Source organism: Streptococcus sp. CL5.50, from assembly GCF_049738015.1.
Classification (GTDB): Bacteria; Bacillota; Bacilli; order Lactobacillales; family Streptococcaceae; genus Streptococcus; species Streptococcus mitis_CA.
On sequence record NZ_JBKOTR010000015.1, the window covers coordinates 1 to 21,434 of the forward strand.

At 42.1% G+C, this 21,434-nt stretch carries 19 protein-coding genes, 2 pseudogenes and 2 other annotated features; of the genes and pseudogenes, 5 read left to right on the plus strand and 16 right to left on the minus strand.

The window, feature by feature from the left end:
* Window positions 1–85: 85 nt before the first annotated feature.
* Together ACLNCV_RS08615 and ACLNCV_RS08620 are read right to left on the minus strand one after the other, a co-directional pair.
* On the minus strand, window positions 86–1,174 hold the full coding sequence (locus ACLNCV_RS08615) for an AI-2E family transporter (protein WP_004256071.1): 1,089 nt from the start codon (window positions 1,172–1,174) through the stop codon (window positions 86–88).
* A 9-nt stretch (window positions 1,175–1,183) separates the two neighbouring features.
* A complete protein-coding gene (locus ACLNCV_RS08620; RefSeq protein ID WP_061590429.1) occupies window positions 1,184–2,473 on the minus strand; it encodes a hypothetical protein in 1,290 nt (429 codons plus the stop codon).
* A gap of 981 nt (window positions 2,474–3,454) precedes the next feature.
* On the opposite strand from ACLNCV_RS08620, the gene ACLNCV_RS08625 reads away from it, so the two are divergent.
* The 4 genes and pseudogenes from ACLNCV_RS08625 to ACLNCV_RS08640 all read left to right on the plus strand — a co-directional run bounded on the left by ACLNCV_RS08625 (window position 3,455) and on the right by ACLNCV_RS08640 (window position 5,751).
* Complete coding sequence (locus ACLNCV_RS08625) at window positions 3,455–3,886, plus strand: Rrf2 family transcriptional regulator (RefSeq protein WP_000379854.1); 432 nt, start codon at window positions 3,455–3,457, stop codon at window positions 3,884–3,886.
* A gap of 90 nt (window positions 3,887–3,976) precedes the next feature.
* Entirely contained in the window at window positions 3,977–4,981 is a 1,005-nt protein-coding gene (locus tag ACLNCV_RS08630) for an NADP-dependent oxidoreductase (protein ID WP_261266856.1), read from the plus strand.
* 23 nt (window positions 4,982–5,004) lie between these two features.
* Window positions 5,005–5,517 (plus strand): annotated as a pseudogene (locus ACLNCV_RS08635) (Asp23/Gls24 family envelope stress response protein); the annotation flags it as partial.
* Between the two features lie 30 nt (window positions 5,518–5,547).
* Window positions 5,548–5,751 (plus strand): CsbD family protein, encoded by a 204-nt coding sequence (locus ACLNCV_RS08640; RefSeq protein WP_000109954.1) that lies wholly within the window; start codon window positions 5,548–5,550, stop codon window positions 5,749–5,751.
* A 109-nt stretch (window positions 5,752–5,860) separates the two neighbouring features.
* Here ACLNCV_RS08640 and ACLNCV_RS08645 read toward each other — a convergent pair.
* Window positions 5,861–6,133, minus strand: a pseudogene (locus tag ACLNCV_RS08645) (transposase); the annotation flags it as partial.
* A gap of 39 nt (window positions 6,134–6,172) precedes the next feature.
* The gene (locus tag ACLNCV_RS08650) at window positions 6,173–6,628 is read right to left on the minus strand and encodes a GNAT family N-acetyltransferase (protein WP_265476400.1); all 456 of its coding nucleotides are present in this window, start codon (window positions 6,626–6,628) and stop codon (window positions 6,173–6,175) included.
* A gap of 69 nt (window positions 6,629–6,697) precedes the next feature.
* Between ACLNCV_RS08650 and ACLNCV_RS08655 the strand changes: the two genes are divergently transcribed.
* Window positions 6,698–7,357 (plus strand): prepilin peptidase, encoded by a 660-nt coding sequence (locus tag ACLNCV_RS08655; RefSeq protein WP_424845100.1) that lies wholly within the window; start codon window positions 6,698–6,700, stop codon window positions 7,355–7,357.
* On the opposite strand, the gene trpA is transcribed toward ACLNCV_RS08655, so the two are convergent.
* The 12 genes from trpA to ACLNCV_RS08715 form a co-directional block, all read right to left on the minus strand.
* Window positions 7,329–8,105, minus strand: coding sequence for a tryptophan synthase subunit alpha (trpA, locus tag ACLNCV_RS08660; RefSeq protein ID WP_265476383.1), 777 nt, complete (start codon window positions 8,103–8,105; stop codon window positions 7,329–7,331). The two genes, ACLNCV_RS08655 and trpA, sit on opposite strands and share 29 nt — an antisense overlap.
* Window positions 8,098–9,321, minus strand: coding sequence for a tryptophan synthase subunit beta (trpB, locus tag ACLNCV_RS08665; RefSeq protein ID WP_424845101.1), 1,224 nt, complete (start codon window positions 9,319–9,321; stop codon window positions 8,098–8,100). Before trpB (ACLNCV_RS08665) ends, trpA begins: the two co-directional genes overlap by 8 nt.
* Window positions 9,299–9,898 (minus strand): phosphoribosylanthranilate isomerase, encoded by a 600-nt coding sequence (locus ACLNCV_RS08670; protein ID WP_049543453.1) that lies wholly within the window; start codon window positions 9,896–9,898, stop codon window positions 9,299–9,301. The genes trpB (ACLNCV_RS08665) and ACLNCV_RS08670 overlap by 23 nt, the downstream gene beginning before the upstream one ends.
* A complete protein-coding gene (gene trpC, locus ACLNCV_RS08675; RefSeq protein WP_049543451.1) occupies window positions 9,885–10,652 on the minus strand; it encodes an indole-3-glycerol phosphate synthase TrpC in 768 nt (255 codons plus the stop codon). Before trpC ends, ACLNCV_RS08670 begins: the two co-directional genes overlap by 14 nt.
* A complete protein-coding gene (gene trpD, locus ACLNCV_RS08680) occupies window positions 10,649–11,653 on the minus strand; it encodes an anthranilate phosphoribosyltransferase (protein ID WP_049543449.1) in 1,005 nt (334 codons plus the stop codon). The genes trpC and trpD overlap by 4 nt, the downstream gene beginning before the upstream one ends.
* 10 nt (window positions 11,654–11,663) lie before the next feature.
* Window positions 11,664–12,230 (minus strand): aminodeoxychorismate/anthranilate synthase component II, encoded by a 567-nt coding sequence (locus ACLNCV_RS08685; RefSeq protein ID WP_049543447.1) that lies wholly within the window; start codon window positions 12,228–12,230, stop codon window positions 11,664–11,666.
* Window positions 12,227–13,588, minus strand: coding sequence for an anthranilate synthase component I (gene trpE / locus ACLNCV_RS08690; RefSeq protein ID WP_049543446.1), 1,362 nt, complete (start codon window positions 13,586–13,588; stop codon window positions 12,227–12,229). Before trpE ends, ACLNCV_RS08685 begins: the two co-directional genes overlap by 4 nt.
* A 323-nt stretch (window positions 13,589–13,911) precedes the next feature.
* Window positions 13,912–14,137: a binding site (T-box leader), on the minus strand.
* The gene (gene trpB / locus ACLNCV_RS08695; RefSeq protein ID WP_000208440.1) at window positions 14,134–15,312 is read right to left on the minus strand and encodes a tryptophan synthase subunit beta; all 1,179 of its coding nucleotides are present in this window, start codon (window positions 15,310–15,312) and stop codon (window positions 14,134–14,136) included. (Overlaps the previous feature by 4 nt.)
* A gap of 162 nt (window positions 15,313–15,474) precedes the next feature.
* Window positions 15,475–15,699, minus strand: a binding site (T-box leader).
* A 40-nt stretch (window positions 15,700–15,739) separates the two neighbouring features.
* Window positions 15,740–16,969 (minus strand): DegT/DnrJ/EryC1/StrS family aminotransferase, encoded by a 1,230-nt coding sequence (locus ACLNCV_RS08700; RefSeq protein WP_424845102.1) that lies wholly within the window; start codon window positions 16,967–16,969, stop codon window positions 15,740–15,742.
* 42 nt (window positions 16,970–17,011) lie between these two features.
* Window positions 17,012–17,704, minus strand: a complete 693-nt coding sequence (locus ACLNCV_RS08705; RefSeq protein ID WP_261015207.1) for a sugar transferase — start codon at window positions 17,702–17,704, stop codon at window positions 17,012–17,014.
* Between the two features lie 218 nt (window positions 17,705–17,922).
* On the minus strand, window positions 17,923–19,665 hold the full coding sequence (locus ACLNCV_RS08710; RefSeq protein ID WP_424845103.1) for an ABC transporter ATP-binding protein: 1,743 nt from the start codon (window positions 19,663–19,665) through the stop codon (window positions 17,923–17,925).
* A complete protein-coding gene (locus ACLNCV_RS08715; protein ID WP_424845104.1) occupies window positions 19,655–21,400 on the minus strand; it encodes an ABC transporter ATP-binding protein in 1,746 nt (581 codons plus the stop codon). The genes ACLNCV_RS08710 and ACLNCV_RS08715 overlap by 11 nt, the downstream gene beginning before the upstream one ends.
* Between the last annotated feature and the right edge of the window lie 34 nt (window positions 21,401–21,434).

Genomic DNA, 21,434 nt, shown 5'->3' on the forward strand with positions numbered 1-21,434 from the left:
GCTTTTTGTAGAAAAGTATTTAAAAATAAAAGAGAAGAGAATCTCTCACTCTCTTCTCAGTATATCTTATTAAATTTAGTTTTTCTTAATCTAGCTGATTTTCCTTTGCAACGACAAATTCCTTAACCAATCGATAGATAACAGCAAATATCGGTGTAAAGAATATCATCCCAAGTAAGCCAAAGAGATTGCCTCCAATACTAGCAGCCGCAAGCGTGAAAATAGCTGGCAAACCAATAGATTGACCTACAACTCTAGGATAAATAAGGTTTCCTTCAATCAGCTGTATAACTTGATATAGAAGAAGAGAAAGTAAGGCTTGAGTAGGACTCACTGTGAAGATAAAAATCGCTCCCACAACACAAGCAATCATAGGCCCTACATAAGGAATGAACGATAGCACTCCTGCAAAGATACCTGTCATTACTCCATAGGGTATCCCAAACACGCTGTAACCAACCGCTATCATAACTCCTATGATAACTGCTTCAATCAGCTGACTCATCAAAAATTGGTCATAAGTCTCTAGTGCTACTTGTCCAATGTAAGTCAACTTTATCACCACCTTCTCTGGAAGAAAAACTTTTAGAAGTCGACTCGTCATCGCTGCCAAATGTTCCTTACTGGATAAAAATAAAAAGGTGAAGACTATAATCAAAAAGGCATTCATCAAACTTGAAAAAATATTGCCGATATTACTAGTCAGACCTGATAAAAAACCTATCAAAGCTTGGCTAATAGAGCTAGACTGTCCCTGTATGCCTGATACGATAGTTGACAACATGTCTTTGGTTACAAATTCCGAGCTGCCTAGCAATTTCCCAAGTTGAGTAAGGACTGTTGAAAGGACTGTTCCCAGCTGACTAATAGTCTGGGCTAGGGTTGGCAGCACCAAAACCAAAAGAGCAATCACGATTAAGATAAGAGCTAGGAAAACAAGTACCATGGCAATCGGACGACGCAACTCTGCCTTTACCTTCAATTTAACTAAGTACTGTTCAATTTTTTTCATAGGAACATTAAGCACAAAAGCAATAACAGCACCATAAATCAAGGTTGATATTACATCAAAGAGAGAGATTGCTCCTGATATAAAGCTCGATGCATTCAGAATTACAAGAGCAACCAGCCCTATAAAAAGTATTAACGGGGTGTATTTTTTTACTAAGTTCATAAATTCTCCTTAATAAACATGTTTAGATACGACTATACTATTTGGTTTTTCAAACTCTCGATTAAGGTAGGCTTGGTAAGTTCCTGGAGCGATAAATCCTTTGGGTGAGAGGATATCGGTGCCAGCCTGACCGACTATGGTATCAGCCAAGAGCACACAGTTTGTAGATAAGACAAAGTAGGATTTAAACTTAGATTTGATAAATTTATAAAGTTCCCCATCTGTCTCATGTCTGATTTTATAAGCGTAGGTGTAGTCTTCCTTACCATCACCTGTCATGATTTTATCTGCACTTGGCTCCCATGGAATCGTCAGTTGTTTCAATTCAGCCAACTTTTTCTGAACTGCTTTTTCCATTTCAGGTGTCAAATCTATTCCGTAACCAAAAAGTGTTTTTTGACTCTCACGTTTACATAGATCAATGTACTTATCGCGGTCACAGAAATATAAGACACCATCTCCTACCATACCAAATAAGGTCTCAGATGACGGATCATAGTTGCCATAAGAAATAACACGGCCCTGATAGCAGATATCCACATGACCAATAGCTGAAAACAGGGAGGTCTCAGCTGTATGAACAAAAATTTCTAGCTCTGCTGTCTTACCAGACTTCACTATTCCAAGATGGATATCTTCTTCCTCATCAGCATTTTCCAGCATAAATTTGTTAATTTTTGCTAAAGTTCTTGCAGGGATGAGAGCGGCTAGGACAATAGGTAAGCTAATTCTAATGCGACGTTTGAGATGGTTTTTCCCAATTTCCCCTTCAAATAAGAAACCGTCACGGATATTGGACACACCATAAAGGAAAAAATAAGCCCCTAATACAAAGAGTTGAAAGACAGAATTTCCTGTAGAGGACAAAAGACTAGTCCCACCAAGAAAAACTAGTACGAGTCCATCTAGTAAGAGACGAAAACGAGGTCGAATTTTGTTTTTGCGGTAGAGAACATAGGTGACAAGGTTAATACTAGCATGAAAAATCTGATAAACTCCAATCACAAGAGCCAAAATATAAATCGGCACATCCGTCGCAAGATTGGAGCCAAGCAAATATCCCAGCACTAACAATTTAACCAGTGCAACTCCCAAGGTGTCCGTTGACTGACTTTTTTTGAAAATACGTAATACTAAATCTAAGACCGTTGCTATCCAAGCTAAAAACAGAACCAGTCGAATAACCTTTACTGGCAACCAAGTCCCCGTGACCATCAAGATGAGACCTAGCAGAACAAACAAGAACCCCTGAGCAAGTAATTTCTTACCTGTCAGACCTAAAGATAGAATTTTCGCCATATAAAAACCTTTCAACAATAAAAATTAAACACTCCGATTAAACTGACTAGTAAATAGCCAACACTACAAACAGCCTGTGCCAGCAACATATGGTGACTAGAAATGACTGTAGTAATGTCACCATCTTGTCTTATGCACTTCTAAAATTTGTTATATTGATTAGAAACCAGAGCTTATAAAAACTAGCTAAACTCGAGAGATAGACACAATTGCGACGAAAAAATGTATAACCAATTCAACTTGTTAAGGTAAGAAAGCATTATTTCCAATCTATTAATTATTCATCTATTACCTATTATGACACAATATTCCCTATAGTTCAACTTTTTACTTGTTTTTATATTACACGGACTAAAAAGTTTTCAACAGTTGATTGCATTTGTTTTAATAAGTTTTAACCTTTCTTGGTTAGATAAAAAAAGAACCATACAGTTTAGAATCTGTATGGTTTTTGCCCCACTTTTGTCCCATTTTTAAATCATGACATTGAAAATACCTAAAATCACTTATATTTCAATATTTTTAATTGCTCTCAATATGAAAGTCCTTTCCAAATCCCTGTAGGGGGCATCTACATACAACAGGAAAAGCCTTGATTTATAAGGCTTTTTTGCTTGTCTATAACTGATTTGCCCCACTTTTGTCCCATTTTTAAATCATGACATTGAAAATACCTAAAATCACTTATATTTCAATATTTTTAATTGCTCTCAATATGAAAGTCCTTTCCAAATCCCTGTAGGGGGCATCTAAATACAACAGGAAAAAGCCTTGATTTACAAGGCTTTTTTGTGTATCTGTTCTACTTTTGGTCAACTAATGGATATCAACGGTATAATTTTATGAACACCCTTCCCAGACAGCTCTAATCTGATTGCACTCAAAATTTTTTAAAATTTAAAACAAAAGACTTGCTTTTCTTTTAATTTATGTTATACTTGTTCTTGTATCTGATACAAGTTTATTAAGAGAGGGATTCATATGGATACAAAATTCTCAGTTGCTTTGCATATCTTAACAATGATTAGTGAAAGCAAGGAAACCTTAAGTTCTCAAGCACTAGCTATTAGTGTTGGGACTAACGCTAGTTACATTCGAAAAGTGATTGCCTTATTGAAAAATGCAGATTTGATTCATTCCCAGCAAGGAAAAACAGGTTATCAACTCAGTAAGTCTCCAAAGAAAATGACTTTACTAGAGATCTACTATGCTACTCAAGAAATCAATCACATTAGTTTATTCCCTGTTCATCAAAATAGCAATCCTGATTGCCCTGTTGGAAAACATATCCAAGGAGCAGTTTCACCGCTTTTCGCTAGTGCCGAATCTCAATTAGAGAAGGAATTAGCAAATCAAACTTTAGAAGATGTCATTGACAATCTATATAAACAAGCTAAACAAGTCCGAAACTGATTTGATAACAAGTCAGTTTTTACTGGAAATAACATATACTTGTATCAGATACAGGTATAAAATCATATAGAAAAAGAAAAGAGAAATCACATGAAAGCCGCACAACACACTACTTATAACAAAAACAATATCACACTGAACATCACAGAAATCGCTAAACCAAGTATTACAGACAAACAAGTATTGGTGAAAGTCACCGCAGCCGGTGTTAATCCTCTCGATAACATGATCTCTCGTGGTGAGGTCAAGATGATTGTTCCTTACAAACTTCCTCAAACTGCAGGTAACGAGGTCGGTGGGATCGTTGAAAGCATTGGCAAGCAAGTTGACAACTTTCAGATAGGAGACCGTGTCTTTGGCCGTCTGCCACTTGATCATATCGGCGCCTTTGCAGAATACGTAGCTGTCGATAGCCAAGCCTTAGCCAAGGTTCCAGACTATCTATCAGACGAGGAGGCTGCTTCTGTTCCTCTTACTGCCTTGACCATTATACAGGCTCTTGAACTCATGGGCGCTCAAGCTGGGAAAACGATCTTTATTTCTGGTGGGACTGGTGGTGTCGGTGGAATGGCCATTCCAATTGCCAAGGCCAAAGGTTTGAAGGTCATCACCAACGGTTCTGGATATAGTGCTGAGCGTGTGTTGAACCTTGGAGCAGATAGATTTATCGATTACAAAACAGAGGATTATACAAAAACTGTTAGCCAGGTTGATTATGTCCTCGATACTCTCGGTGGAGCTGAAACTGAGAAACAAATGTCTATCATGAAAAAAGGTGGTCATCTTGTTTCCCTCCGTGCCATGCCAAACGGTGCCTTTGCTAAACGCATGAATCTACCAAAATGGAAACAAATTTTACTTGGCTTAGCAAGTCGCAAATTTGATAAGATGGCGGAAAAATATGGCGTCCACTACCATTTTATATTTGTAGAAAGCAATGGCGCTCAATTACAAGAGGTAGCTGACCTCTTTAGTAAATTAGAAATCAAACCCTCTATCGATACAGTTTATCCATTTGAAGAGGTAAATAGCGCATTAGACAAGGTCGCTAATGGTCGCTCACGTGGAAAAACAGTCCTCAGCTTTAAGAAATAAAAAGGAAAACACAATGTCATATATTACTACAAAAAATCATTGGTCTGTCACTAGAAAACGTTTCAGGTCTTTTGGGAATCGACGGTGGTTTCTTCTCAAATCTTAAAGAAAAAATCGTTAACAGCGATGACGTAACAAGTGGTGTTAACGTAGAAGTTGGTAAAACACAAGTTGCAGTTGACTTAAACGTTATTGTTGAGTACCAAAAAAATGTTCCAGCTTTATATTCAGAAATCAGAGAAATCGTATCTTCAGAAGTTGCTAAAATGACTGACTTGGAAGTTGTTGAAATCAACGTAAACGTTGTCGACATCAAAACTAAAGAACAACATGAAGCAGACTCAGTAAGCCTTCAAGATCGCGTATCTGACGTTGCTGAATCAACAGGAGAATTCGCTTCAGAACAATTCGAAAAAGCTAAATCTGGTCTTGGATCTGGTTTCTCAACTGTTCAAGAAAAAGTTAGCGAAGGTGTAGAAGCTGTTAAAGGTGCAGCAACTGGTGTAGTATCTCACGAAAACACTCGTGTAAACTAAGATAAAATAAATATAACAGGAGAAATTATCATGTCAGTAGAAGAAAAATTAAATCAAGCTAAAGGTTCTATTAAAGAAGGTGTTGGGAAAGCCATCGGTGATGAAAAAATGGAAAAAGAAGGAGCAGCTGAAAAAGTTGTTTCTAAAGTAAAAGAAGTCGCCGAAGATGCCAAAGACGCTGTAGAAGGTGCTGTAGAAGGTATCAAAAACATGTTGAGTGGCGACGATAAATAAGGTTAAAAGTTACTTTATCTTTTTAGTAACATTAGTCAAAAGAGTCTGAGTCAAGATGATTCTCAGAAAACAAAAAGCTAGAGATTTCCAATTGCGGAACTCTAGCTTTTTAATTTTGCCTCTTTCTCTTATTATATTTCAGCAGGTTGTTGGCCATGAGTACGAATCCCATGTCAATTCTCACTTGATTCTTACCTCTCAGATGACATCTCTTATAACCCAAACAAACCTTTATCTGCCCAAAGACAGATTTCATATCAATCTTACGTTTAGCGAAAATTTGTCTACCCTTGGAAGATAAAAGTACCTGATATTCTTTAGTTTTTAAACACTGGTAACGTTCATTCATATACAGTCCCTTTTGAGGGGCTGATTCAGGTTCATAATCGCAGTCAACATTGATTTCAAGGCTGTTTGCTTTCTATCTCCCCTTTTTCATGATGTATTTTCGTACAGGTTCTTCAACTATTTGAACGATTTCAAATCCTTCTTTTTGGTAAAGATTCTGAGCTCTTTGATTTGCCTCGAAGACATTTAGAGAAATACTGTCTATGTCTCCATTTTCAAAGGCCAAACTAACAAATTTCCTTAAAGCCTGGCTACCTAAGCCCTGCCCTTGTTTCTGGGGATTGATAAAAAATCTCCCGATATGAAGATTCCTGTCTTCTAGTCTAATTTTCTGGATAAGACCGATAAACTCTTGTCCATCAAAGATTGAAAAGAATCCTTCCAAATCTTGCAAGATTTGAATTGTTAAGGGAAAAGGAATCTTTGGCCCCATCCATTGTTCTTGAAAGGATTTGCCGAGGGAGTTGGACCATTGGCATACGAGCTGGGCATTTTCTATGCTCACATTTTCTTCAAAACGAATTGTCATCTTGACCTCACTATCTTGTCTATGTTTCTCCATTATACTACTTCTCCCATTTTTTACGAATAGATAAGTATGATTGATATTTATTTTTTTCTTGTCGGGAGCATTCTCGCTTCCTTTCTTGGTTTGGTCATTGACCGTTTTCCTGAGCAATCCATTATCCTACCAGCTAGCCACTGCGATGCCTGTCAGACTCGCTTGCGCCCCTTGGATTTGATTCCGATTATCTCTCAAGTAATTGGTCGCTTTCGCTGTCGCTACTGCAAGGCTCGCTATCCTGTCTGGTATGCCCTCTTTGAACTAGGCTTAGGACTCCTCTTTCTGCTTTACTCCTGGGAATTACTTTCCTTGAGCCAAGTCATCCTAATCACTGCGGGTTCGACCTTGGGCATCTACGACTTTCGCCATCAGGAATATCCCTTACTGGTCTGGATGACTTTCCATCTACTCCTCATGGCTTCCTCTGGTTGGAATCTGGTCATGGTCTTCTTCCTTGTTCTTGGAATTTTGGCTCATTTTATCGATATCCGCATGGGCGCAGGGGATTTTCTCTTTTTAGCTTCCTGCTCTCTCGTCTTTAGCGTAACCGAATTACTTATCTTGATTCAGTTTGCTTCTGCGACAGGGATTCTAGCCTTTCTCCTGCAAAAGAAAAAGGAAAGACTTCCTTTCGTGCCTTTCCTCTTACTTGCTACTTGTGTGATTATTTTTGGTAAGCTATTGCTTGTTTGATAAAGTCCTGAATTGGCTCTCCTTGATGAAGAGCTTTTACGATTTTTGAACCAACGATAACGCCATCTGACACCGCATTAAAGCGTTCTACATCGGCTTGACTAGATACGCCAAAACCTGTCAAGACTGGGATATCGGCTACTTGATGCAGTTGTGCCAAGTGCTTGTCCAAGTCTGCACGGTAATTGCCTGATTTCCCTGTCACCCCATTGATAGCAACCGCATAGACAAATCCTTCTGCCCCTTCAATCAACTCTTTCTGACGCTCAATTCCTGTCGTCAAACTAACTAGAGGAATCAAGGCCATGTCTGTGTCTGCCAAAAATGGTTCTACAAAGTTGGCATGCTCATGAGGCAGGTCTGGAATAATCAAGCCCTTAACCGCTGTATCTGCCAAATCTTTGACAAAATTCTCCACACCGTACTGAAAGAGGGGATTAAAGTAGGTCATGATGACAAGTGGAATCTCTGTTTCAATGGTTTTCAAGGTTTCAACCAAAGCCTGTGTAGAAGTCCCGTGGGCTAAACTGCGCAAGCCAGCTTCTTCGATAACAGGTCCATCTGCAACTGGGTCTGAAAAGGGAATGCCCACTTCAATTGCAGAGACACCCAAATCTTCTAAAAAGTGGATTGTTTTAGCTAGACCATCCAAACCTTTCTCGTGGTCACCAGCCATGATATAGGGAACAAAAATTCCTTTTCCAGCTGCTTTTATAGCGTTTAATTTTTCTGTTAGTGTCTTAGGCATGAGCTTCTCCCTTCTTTGCTGCATCTGCTTCCAAGCGGTCTTTGACTTGGACCACATCCTTGTCCCCACGACCTGATAGACAGACAATCATGGATTTGTCTGGACCGAGTTCTTTGGCCAATTTCACTGCAAAGGCGATAGCATGGCTAGATTCCAAGGCTGGGATAATCCCTTCTACACGAGACATGAGTTGGAATCCTTCCAAGGCTTCTTCGTCTGTCACAGGGACATAGCTAGCACGTTTGATATCGTGGTAGTGAGAATGTTCTGGACCGATACCAGGATAGTCCAAACCTGCTGAGATAGAGAAGGCTTCAAGAATTTGACCATGGGCATCTTGGAGCACATCCATGAGGGAACCGTGAAGGACACCTGGACGACCCTTGGTCAAGGTTGCTGCGTGGTGCTCCGTATCCACACCAAGACCAGCCGCTTCAGCTCCATACATGGCTACAGAATCATCTTCCACAAATGGATGGAATAGACCAATGGCATTTGAACCACCACCAACACAGGCTACTAGGGCATCTGGCAGATCTTGTCCTGTCAAATCGCGGTACTGTTGTTTAGCCTCTCGACCGATGACACTTTGGAAGTCACGAACGATTTCTGGGAAAGGATGAGGCCCCAAGGCAGAACCTAGGATATAGTGAGTATCATCGATATTAGCCACCCATGAACGAAGGGCTGCATTGACCGCATCCTTGAGCACGCGCGAACCATCTGTCACTGACTCAACCTTGGCTCCCAAAAGCTCCATACGGAAAACATTGAGAGCTTGGCGTTTAACATCCTCTTCACCCATATAGATGGTACATTCCATGTTAAAGAGAGCCGCAGCAGTTGCAGTTGCTACACCGTGCTGACCAGCACCTGTTTCAGCGATAATTTTCTTTTTGCCCATGCGTTTAGCCAGAAGAACTTGTCCCAAGGCATTGTTAATCTTGTGAGCCCCTGTATGGTTGAGGTCTTCACGTTTGAGATAAATCTTGGCTCCGCCAATATGCTGGGTCAAGTTTTTTGCGTAGTAAAGGGGAGTTTCACGTCCTACATACTGGCGCAAGAGTTGGTTTAATTCCTCTTGGAAACTTGGGTCTGCCTGACTTTCACGGTAGGCCTTCTCCAACTCCAAAACTGCTGTCATCAATGTTTCTGGGACAAAACGTCCACCGAATTTCCCGTAAAATCCATCTTTATTTGGTTCTTGATATGCCATTCTTTACCCTCTCTATAAATCTTCTAATCTTTTCATGATCTTTTTGTCCATCTGTCTCCACTCCGCTTGATACATCTACTGCATAAGGAGTAAAGTGTTGAATTGCTTGTACTACATTGTCTTCATTAAGCCCACCTGCGATAAAGAAGGGCTGAGTTAGTCCAATCGTATCCAGTTGAGCCCAGTCAAAGGTCTGGCCACTCCCAGCCACAGGGGCATCAAAGAGTAGATAGTCTGCCTGAGAATTGGGCACATGACCCTCTCCATCCACCTGCACAGCCTGAATACTGGCACAAGGTAAATTCTCAAATAAATCATCTGCTACCTGACCGTGAACTTGAACCAAATCCAAACCAACTTTGTCAATGACTTCTAGCAGTTGAGCTCGACTTGGTGAAACAAATACGCCGACCTTTTTGACATCTGTAGGAATAAGCTTTGCCAGCTCAGTAGCTTCTTCCAAGCTCACCTCTCTTTTACTGGGTGCGAAGACAAAACCGGTGTAGTCTGCTCCTGCTGAAACGGCTGTTTCCACCGCTTCTTTGGTCGATAGTCCACAAATCTTAACCTTTGTCAATCTGCAACTCCTTGATTCTTTGAGCCACATCCTCTGCCTGCATAAGAGCTGTCCCAACTAAAATTCCATTAAAGGATGGTGCTACTCGTTCCGCATCCTGCCCTGTGAAAATGGCAGATTCAGAAATGTAATAACGACCTTCCTCAAAGTGCTGGGCCAAATCTACACTGGTCTGCAAGTCGACCTCAAAGGTAGTCAAGTTGCGATTGTTGACACCGATAATTTGAGCTCCAAGGCGGTGAGCTACCTCTAGTTCAGCTAGATTGTGAGTTTCCACCAAGACTTCCAGACCAAGCTCTGTCGCATAGTCATACAGTTCCTTAAGACGTTCTTCGGACAAGGCTGCCACAATGAGCAGGATGACTGTTGCACCTGCATTGCGAGCTCGGATGATTTGCTTTTCATCGATGATAAAGTCCTTGTTGAGCGTTGGAATCTGTACCTGACTGGAAATCTCCCGTAGATAATCCAAATGACCTTTAAAGAAAACTTCATCTGTCAGAACAGAAATCATCACTGCGCCGTTCGCTTCATAAGTCTGGGCCTGTTGCACAATATCCACATCGAGATTGATATCTCCCAGACTAGGGCTAGCCTTCTTGACTTCAGCGATTACCTGTAAACGGTCTTGGTGTTGTTTTAGATAGTCAGCCAAGCGATAGGTCTGGCGCAGGGGCTGGATTTCCTCCAGTTCCATCTGCTCAACCTCACACGCCTTCTGCTCCAAAATTCGTGCTAAAAATTCCTGACTCATTTTTGATACTCCTGTAACAGTCTGAGTTTTTCAAGAGCCTTGCCACTAGCAATCACTTGACGGGCCAAGGCAACTCCTTCCTTGATGCTAGCTGCCTTACCATTAGCATAGAAACCAAGACCAGCATTTAAAACTGTCGTTTCCAAGAATGGACTTGGTTCGTTTTTAAGAACGCTGAGCAAAATTTCTGCATTTTCCTGAGCGTTACCTCCACGAATATCTTCGATAGCGTAGCGTTCCATTCCCAAATCCTCTGGAGTAAAGCTTGACAAGGTAATTTCGCCATTTTCAAGAAGAGCAATATTGGTTGTTCCATTCAAGCCGGCTTCATCCAAACCTTCTGGTCCAGCAACCACGATGGCACGTTTGCGACCCATATTTTTCAAAACCTGAGCTGTACTTTCTAGAAGTTCTGGACGGCTAATTCCAAGAAGCTGTGTTTCCAAAGCCATTGGGTGAATCAGTGGACCAGTCAAGTTCATAATCGTTGGAATTCCTAGTTCCAAACGAGCTGGCATGATATATTTCATGGCTGGGTGCATATTTTTAGCAAAGAGAAAGACGATGCCAGTTTTATCAAAGACCTTACCTAGTTCAGCTGGTTTGAGGTCTAGATTGATACCCAAGGCTTCTAGGACATCTGCAGAGCCAGATTTAGAAGAAATCGAACGGTTACCGTGCTTGGCCATGTGGACACCGCCACCAGCCAAGACAAAGGCTGCAGTTGTAGAGATGTTAAAGCTGAAAGACTTGTCCCCACCTGTACCACAGTTGTCCATGGCATCATGAATCTCAGTTGGAATGTGTTGGGCATGTCCTCTCATGACTTGAGCAATGGCTGTGCGCTCTTCAGGTGTTTCCCCCTTCATCTTAAGAGCCAAAAGGAGAGAAGCAATCTGTGCCTCTGTTACACGTCCAGTTACGATACGCTCAATGACATCCGTCATTTCCACACCTGATAAATTTTCAAATTTTGCTAGTTTTTCAATAATCTCTTTCATCCTAGTTTCCTCACTTTACAACCTTGTCGATAAAATTCCGAATAGAAGACAAACCATCTGGCGTTCCAATGCTCTCTGGATGGTACTGGAAGCCATAAATCGGTAGGTTTTTATGTTGAATCCCCATGATGGCTTGGTCATCAGTCGAACGAGCTGTCACTTCAAAGTTTTCTGGCATTTCTTCAATCAAAATACTGTGGTAACGCATGACCGCACGGCCATCTTCGATACCTTGATACAGAACAGATGGCGCTTCAAAGTTGATATTGCTCTGTTTCCCATGCATGACTTTTGGAGCCAAACCTAACTTACCACCAAAGACTTCTGCAATGGCTTGGTGACCCAAACAAATCCCTAAAATCGGCTTCTTACCTGCAAAATCACGAATCATGTCTTCCATCTTACCAGCATCAACTGGCCAACCAGGACCAGGAGAAAAGACCAGACCATCTGCTTTTTCAGCTTCTTCATACAGCTTGGGATCATCATTTCTCAAAACCTGAACTTCTGCAAAATTCCCAATGTATTGGGCCAAGTTATAGGTAAAAGAATCATAGTTGTCAATCAATAAAATCATGGTCTTAGTTCTCCAATTCTAGTCATAGATTTAGCCTTGTTAATGGTTTCTTGGTATTCGTTTTGGGCGATGGAGTCGTAGACAATCCCTGCCCCAGCCTGCACATAGGCTGTTTGATTTTTGAGAATCATGGTTCGGATGGCAATGGCGAAATCCATATCACCCGTCGCAGACAAGTAGCCGATTGCTCCTGCGTATACGCCACGTTTTTCTGTTTCCAGTTCATAGATACGTCTCATGGCCCGAATCTTTGGTGCTCCTGAAACTGTTCCAGCTGGAAGTGTGGATTTCAAGGCATCCATGGCAGTGAGTTCTGGAAGCAACCGTCCTTTCACAACACTGGTCAAATGCATGACGTAGCGGAAAAGCTCTACTTCCATATACTTGGTAACTTGAACACTGGATGTTTCAGAGATGCGGCCAATATCGTTACGACCCAAGTCCACCAGCATTCGATGCTCTGCTGTTTCCTTCTCATCAGAAAGCAGGTCTGTCGCTAAGGCCTTGTCCTCTTCATCCGTTTCTCCTCTTGGTCTCGTCCCTGCAATCGGATTGGTTGTCACGATGCCATTTTTGACAGAAACCAAACTTTCTGGACTAGCACCGATGATTTGATAATCACCAAAGTCATAGAAATAGAGGTAATTAGAAGGATTAGTCACGCGGAGATTTCTGTAGAAGTCAAAAGGATTTCCAGTAACCTCTGCTGAGAAGCGCTGACTGAGTACACATTGGAACATATCACCATTACGAATCAAGCCACGAGCGGTTTCCACCATTTGCTCAAACTTCTGAGGAGCGATATGGGGTTTGAAGTCCAGCGGAGATAGATCCAAGTCTTCAAATTCATTTGGAGCAGGAATGCGTAATTCCTCAAGCACTTGCTTCAAGGCTGCTTCCAAATCTTCTTGACTGCGATCGCTATAAAGAGCATCTTCGATGACATGGATTTTTTCCTTCTTGTGGTCAAAGACCATGTAGCTCTCATAGACAAAGAAATGCATGTCTGGAGTCCCAATGGTATCTTGAGGGATTTGGCCGATTTCCTCATAGAGCGAAATCATATCGTAACCCACAAAGCCAATGGCTCCCCCACCAAAAGGGAGGTCTGAATGGTGTTGGCTCTTATGAGTCACTTCATAAAGGAAATCCAAAGGATCCCGATCAATCACTTGCCCATTTTGATAAAGAACTCCATTTTCAAACTGAATCTCAAAAACTGGATTATAGGCTAAGATAGAAAAACGAGCGGTTTCCTTGTCTCTCGGAATACTCTCTAAGATCACCTTGTGTTGCCCCTTTAGGCGCATATAAGCCAAGATTGGTGATAAGACATCTCCATGAATGATTCGTTCCATTGTATTTCCCTTTCAGTTTCTTATTTTTAATTTTTATCTTTTTTCTATTTCCCTTAAATAGTGCGGACGGGAGGTAAAATTATCCAGTGGATGATTTTAGAAATCCATGAAATGAAAGATCTAATTTTTGAGCCATGTGTCTCAAAAATTCCGTCCTAGAGAAGCATCTTTGCTTCTCTAGGATACCACTATGGCGGGAAACATCTTTTAGAAACTCACTTCGTTCGTAAATATTCTATAACGACCTATTTATTGAAAATATTTAAAAAATTAATCGCAATATCTGCGGTAAATATATAAAAATCCCCACGCAAAATAACTTGCGTGAGGACGAAATTCGCGGTGCCACCTCAATTATAGGATTTCTCCTATCTCTCATTCCTGTCTCAGATACCTCCTGTAACAGGCTGTGCGATAAAGGGCACTCCCTTGAGAATTATGTTTTCTTCTCTTGTTTCAGATGGACCCAACCTTACAGCTTTCTCTGCTTGTTTCCAGCAACCACAAGCTCTCTATGAGAGAAAGGACTGTAATTTTTCCATCTATTATTTTTTAGCTTCTAGGTAGTCTGCAATCGCAGCTACGTCCTTGTCTCCACGACCAGAGACATTGATGATGATAATTTCATCTTTACTTAGTTTCGGTGCACGTTTAACCGCTTCTGCGATGGCGTGTGAACTTTCAATCGCTGGGATAATTCCTTCAGTCTTGCTGAGAAGGAGCAAGGCTTGAACAGCTTCTTCGTCTGTCGCTGCTACATATTCCACGCGACCTGAATCTTTAAAGTAAGCGTGTTCTGGGCCAACCCCTGGATAGTCTAAACCAGCTGAGATAGAGTAAACTGGAGCCAGCTCTCCATCTTCCTTAAAGACTGCATAGGTCTTCATACCATCGACAATTCCGATACTACCTTTTGTCATAGTAGCTGCGTGCTTGTCTGTGTCAAGTCCATGACCAGCAGCTTCGACCCCAACCAATTTAACTTCTTCATCAGCCACATACTGTGAAAAAGCACCAATGGCATTGGAACCACCACCTACACAGGCAATAACGTAGTCTGGTAAACGACCTTCTTTTTCTAAAATTTGACGACGAGATTCTTCACTGATGACCTTTTGAAATTCATGAACAATTGTAGGATAAGGGTGAGGACCCACAGCAGATCCCAAAACATAGAAGGCTTCAAGGTCATTCATCCATGCTCCAAAGGCTGCATCTACCGCATCCTTGAGAGTTCGTGTCCCTGTTTCAACTGCGTGAACAGTTGCTCCCATCATCTCCATCCGGAAAACATTGAGACGTTGACGTTCCACATCCTCTGCTCCCATGTAGACATCACAGGCCATACCAAACTTGGCTGCAGCCGCTGCTGTCGCAACACCATGTTGACCAGCTCCTGTTTCTGCGATCACTCGTTTTTTGCCCATACGTTTAGCCAAAAGAATTTGTCCTAAAACATTGTTGAGCTTGTGAGAACCCAGATGATTAAGATCTTCGCGCTTGAGATAAATCTTAGCGCCACCTAGGTGATCTGTCAAACTTTCTGCAAAATAAAGCGGTGTTTCGCGACCTGAATAGTCTTTCAAGTAATGACGAAATTCTGCCAAAAACTCTGGATCATCCTTGTATTTGTCAAATGTCACTTCCAACTCATCCAACAAAGCCTGAATCGGCTCCGGTACAAAACTACCACCAAATTGTCCAAAATAACCTTTAGTTGTCATAAAATTTTCCTCTTTCTGTATGAATCCGGCCTTTTTGTTTGCTTTTAGTAGTAGGCAAGGAGCTGTAGATAGAACTCAAGTTCATCAAAGCGACTTAACGCCCTAATAAAAGATAAACAAAACGACGGATAGAAAAAAGCCCACACACAGAAAATTACTCTGTGTGAGGGCGTTGGTAACGCGGTGCCACCTCAATTATAAAGGGACTATCCCCTTTACATCTCTACCTTGTCTAACAACAAGTTGCACTGTAAGGTGTGCGCACCGAACTTTCATTGTTTCAAATTCATTTTTAAAATCAGCCCACTTTCACTACTTCCAACCACCTGTTCACAATCACCACAGGCTCCCTGAAGATCAAAAATAATTACTTTTCTGATTTGTTGAACTTATTTTAATACTTTGTTTTTTCTTTGTCAAGACTTTCTTACAATTTTTTTGATGAAGCTAATACTTTTTCAGAAACTGTTTTGAAAGTCTCAATGATATAGTCCACTTCTTCATCGCTTAATTTAGTGTGAAGAGGGAGCGTAATTTCATTTTCAAAGAAGGCATAAGCCTTAGGATAATTCGCCATATCAAAGCCAAGATTCTTATAGGCTGTCAAGAGCGGAAGCGGTTTGTAGTGGACATTACTTGCAATTCCTGCTTTGGCCAATTCTTGGATGATAAGATTGCGTTCTTCTAAGCTCGCTCCTTCTACATGGGTGATGTAAAGGTGGCGTGAAGATTCGACAGTTTCAGTCTTGTGTGCCAATGGATGGATGCGAGAACCTGCAAAACCACGATCATAGCGATCCACGATTTCCTTACGACGGTCAAGCAAGCTAGGGTAACGGTCCAATTGTACCAAACCAAGGGAAGCCATGATATCTGTCATATTGCACTTGTAGGCTGGTGTGACGATATCGTATTCCCATGAACCCAGTTGCATCTTAGCAAGAGCATCCTTAGTTTGACCATGAAGGGAAAGGATTTGAAATTCCTTGTACATCTCTTCATCGTCAATCGCTGGATTGGCCTTCCAAGTCGCACTTCCTCCCTCAGCCGTTGTAAAGTTCTTAACAGCATGGAATGAGAAGGAAGTAAAGTCAGCGATAGAACCAGCTGGTTGTCCTTTATAAGTAGATCCCAAAGCATGGGCACTATCAGAAACAATCACAATACGGTTAAAGGCCTTTTGCCACTTACTAGTAGCTGTAAAGAGGTCACGTTTCTTCTCCACAACTTGGAACAAACGGTCATAGTCGCACACAATCCCCGCAAGCTCAACAGGAATAATCACCTTAGTCTTTTCAGTGATAGCTTGCTCCAGCAAGTCATAGTCCATTTCAAAAGTATCTGCTTGGATATCCACCATGACAGGTGTTGCTCCTACGTGCGTGATGACACTACATGAAGCTGTGTAAGTCATGGCTGGAACGATGACTTCATCACCAGGTCCCACTTCCAAAACACGCAAAATCAACTCAAGAGCGGCAGTCGCAGAGTTGAGGCAGACAGTCTTAGGCGTCTGTGTGTATTGAGACAAGCGACGCTCTAGTTCTTTTGTCTTAGGACCTGTTGTGATCCAACCAGAACGCAGGGTATCCGCTACTTCAGCAATTTCTGCTTCCGTAATATCGGGTGGTGAAAATGGAATATTGTAATTTGGCATTGATTTGCTCCTTTTGTCTGTACTCATTTTCTCATGACTACTTTATTTTAGCACTTCAAACACGGTTTGAAACATAATTTTGATGTCTCCAAGGAAACTAAATTCTCGGAGGTAAGTGAGGTTATAGCGCATCTTTTCAGGAAGAACATGCTCTATATAGGCTTGGTCAACTGGCAGGCCTTTTTCGGTCATTTGACTGATGATAGTGTCCTCATCCTTGTAGTGAATGCTGGCTGGAGAGGTAATCCCTGCTGGCAAAAGCAAGGTTGCCATCATTTCAGGGCTATACTGCTCTGTGTAGCGTGGCACTTCAGGTCGTGTACCAACAAAGGACATTTCGCCTTTCAGGACATTGACCAGCTGAGGCAGTTCATCCAAACGCACACGACGGATGAAATTCCCAACCTTGGTAATGCGGTTATCGTTAGCAGAAGTCACCAGACTCCCTTTTTTATCCGCATCCGTCACCATAGTACGGAACTTCCAAATCTTGAACGGCCGGTTGTACTGGGTCACGCGCTCTTGCTTGTAAATGACGGGTCCCTTGCTATCCAACTTGATCCAAATGCTCAAGATGAGAAAGACTGGGGAAGTCAAAATTAGCAAGACCAAGGCCAGAACCCAGTCCAAGCAACGCTTGAAAATCAGCGAACCCTTCCTTTTAGAGACAAGCTGGTAGTAAGACTCAACCTCGCTTGATTTCATTTCCACGGGCAAGTCTTCCCATTTCAGCATGCTATTTCTCCTTTGTTTTTATTATACTATTTGTCAACATTTTTCATTATACCACAAAATGGAAAAGGCGGTGAAAGAAATCTGTAATTTTAAGGATTTCCTTCTTATACTCAATGAAAATCGAAACGCAAACTAGGAGGCTAGCCGCAGGCTGTTCAAAGTACTGCTTTGAGGTTGCAGATAAAGCTGACGTGGTTTGAAGAGATTTTCAAAGAGTATTAGGACATGGCTCCAGCCTGCAAGCTATACATCTTGTGATAGGTTCCTCCCAAGGCCAAGAGTTCCTCATGGGTTCCACTCTCGATGATGCGCCCCTTGTCCAAAACATAGATACAGTTGGCATCTTGGATAGTTGAAAGGCGATGAGCAATAGCAATGGTCGTCCGCCCCTGTCTCATCTTAGCTAGAGAATCTTGAACCAAACTTTCTGTTTCAGAGTCAATATTTGCTGTCGCTTCATCCAAAATCAGGATTTTAGGCTGACTGGCAACAGTTCTAGCAAAGGCAAGAAGCTGGCGCTGTCCAGTAGAGAAGCTCGAACCACGCTCGGAAACAGGGGAATCATAACCCTGCGGAAGCTCCTGAATAAAGGAATCTGCATCCACAAAGGCAGCCGCAGCCTGTACCTCTTCATCACTAAGATCTTGGTACATGGCGATATTGGACTTGATAGTCCCGTGATAGAGGAAGGGATCCTGCAAGACCAGACCGATATTTTTTCTCAACTCTTCCTGACTGTAGTTCCTAATATCCACACCATCTAAGAGAACTCTCCCTGACTGGAATTCATAAAAGCGCATAAGAACATTGATAATAGACGATTTCCCTGAACCTGTATGGCCTACAAATGCAATGGTTTCACCCTTGTTAACCGAAAAGGAAATATCATCCAGAATCTGATGTTTACCGTCATACGAGAAACACACATGTTCAAAACGAATATTGCCTTCTTGGATTTTGGCTTGCCCATCTTTTTGAAGGGGCTCATAGGTCCTCTCGTCTATCAGGGCAAAGACACGACCTGCAGAAACCATAGAAGTTTGAAGGGTTGAAAAGTTTTGCGTTACTTCAATCAAGGGGTCAAAGAGACGATTGATATACTGGATAAAGGCATACATGGTTCCTGCTGTTATCCCGATAGAAAGGCCACGATAGCCAAAATAAGCCATCAAGACCGCATAACCTAAGAGTTTCAGCAAACTCATGGCAGGTCTCAAAAAGAGGGCATCCAAGGCTACAGAACGGTTGGCATAGACCAAGTGTTCTCGGTTGATCTCATCAAATTCCGCCTGCAGGCGCTTCTCTTGATTAAAGGCCTGGATAATCCTGATTCCCTCGATGTTTTCAGCCAGCTTGCTATTGATATCTGACAAGAGACTTCTGGTTTTCTCAATGATTTTCACTGATTTTTTCCGATAGAGATTGACCAAAAGGAGAATCAAGGGGAGAAAGATCAAGACTAAAGCAGTCAAACGAAAATCCAACACCAACATGGTATAAAGGGTTGTCAGAAAAATGAAAACTGCTGAGATAAAGCTAGATAAAATCCCTGAAAACATATCGCTGATGGTCTCAGTATCATTGGTCAAACGAGAGACGATGGAACCTGCTGGCGTCTTGTCAAAATAAGACATGCCCAGCTTCTCCATATTGGCAAAGGCATCTCGACGAATATCCCTAACAATACTGTAAGACACCCGCGCAAAGAGAAGATTGCCGACATACTGGACCAGAGTTTGTAGGATATAAAGGCCATAGTAGGCCAGCAAAACGGTCACAGCGAGTCGGTTGAGATTGCTGAGATACTGGTCGATAAAGTGGGAAGCCACAAGGGGAATGACACTTTTGATGACCGTCGTCGCTAGGAGAAAACTGAGTGCCAAAAAAGTCAGGAGTCCATAGGGCTTGAGATAGGACATCAAGCGCTTCAATACAGCCCATTGTTCTTGTTTATTCTGCATCTTCTTCTCCTTTCATTTCCAACTGCTGAGACTGGTAGGTTTGGGCATACCAGCCATCCAAGGCTAGCAAGTCATCGTGCCTACCTCGTTCGATAATCTGTCCATTTTGCAGAACTAAAATCAGATCTGCATGGACAACTGCACTGAGACGATGAGCTGTGATAATGGTTGTCTTGTCCTTTCGCGTCTCCTTGAGATTGTCGATGATGGCATACTCTGTCTTGGCATCCACGGCCGACAAAGAATCATCCAAAATCAAGATATCAGGGCCTAAAATCATAGCCCGACTCATGGCCAGACGCTGCTTTTGACCTCCAGAAAGACTGACTCCCTTTTCACCAATCAACGTATCAAATCCCTGAGGCATGGCTACAATGTCTTGGTAAACTTGGGCTAGCTTAGTCGCTTCCTCGACCGCTGAAAGGGGCAAGTTGGGATTGCCAAAGCGGATATTGTCTGAAATCGAAGTCGCAAAGAGGAACTGGTCCTGAGGAACATAGCCCATAAGACTACGAAGATCTGTCAGACGATAGTCACGAATATCGTGGCCATTCAGATAAATAGCTCCCTTATCCACATCGTATTCACGCAAGAGAAGCTTGATCAAGGAAGTTTTCCCAGATCCTGTTTGCCCAACCAAGCCCAGCGTTTGCCCTTTTTCCAAACTAAAGTGAATATCCGTTAGTGTTTCCTCATTTTCAAAGGCAAAGCTTTCAATAGCGTACTCCAAACGCCCATTTTCAATACTTTCTAGAGGAAACTCAGGGTCTTTTACAGGTGATTCCTGAGACAAAAGTTCCTCAATCCGCTGGTAGGAAACCTTCCCACGCTGAGTGATATTAAAGAGGAAACCGATGGCCATAAGAGGCCAAACCAGCATATCCAAGTAGCTGATAAAAGTAACTAGATTCCCAACCGTGATTTGCCCTTTCTGAACCATCAAGGAGCCGACCAAGAGGGTTAAAACATAGGAGGAACCAACAAATAAGAGAACCATGGGGTCAAAGAGACTATCGTATTTCATGGTTTGGAGGTTCTTTTGGAAGGTCAATTCATTGACTTCCTGAAAGGACTTCAACTCATCTGCCTGATAACCGAAAGACTTGGTCACTTTAATACCTGATACAGACTCCTGTACCTTATTATTAAGTTCGGAAAAGGCAGCCTGTGATTCGCCAAAAGCCTTGTGGGTCTTTCTCCCTAGACGACTGGTCGCATAAGCCATGAAAGGTAAGGGTAAAATGGCAACTAGGGTCATTTGCCACGAAATGCTAAAGAGCATGGTCAGCAAGGTCACCAAAGCCGTGATAGAGGCATCCACGGCAGACATAACACCACCCCCTGCCAGACGAGTTAAGGCATTGATATCGTTGGTTGCATGTGCCATCAGATCCCCCGTCCGGTAGGTTTGATAAAAAGCTGGAGGCATTTTTGTGAAATGTTCAAATAAGCGAGAGCGCATAATCTGTCCCAAACGGTAGGAAGTCCCAAGGATATACATACGCCAAACATAGCGCAGATAATACATCCCAAAGGCAGCAAGAAGCAAGTAAAATAGGTCAAGAAGGAGGTCCTGCTGGGTTAATTGCCCCGATGTGATGGCATCAATGACCCGCCCCATGACCATAGGTGGAATGAGATTGAGGACGGAAACCAAGACCAGGGCCACAATCCCGACTAGATAACGGCGTTTTTCTAACTTGAAAAACCACCAAAGTTTTTGAATAATGGACATAAAATCCCTTTCTGATTGCAAATGGAAACCTGAG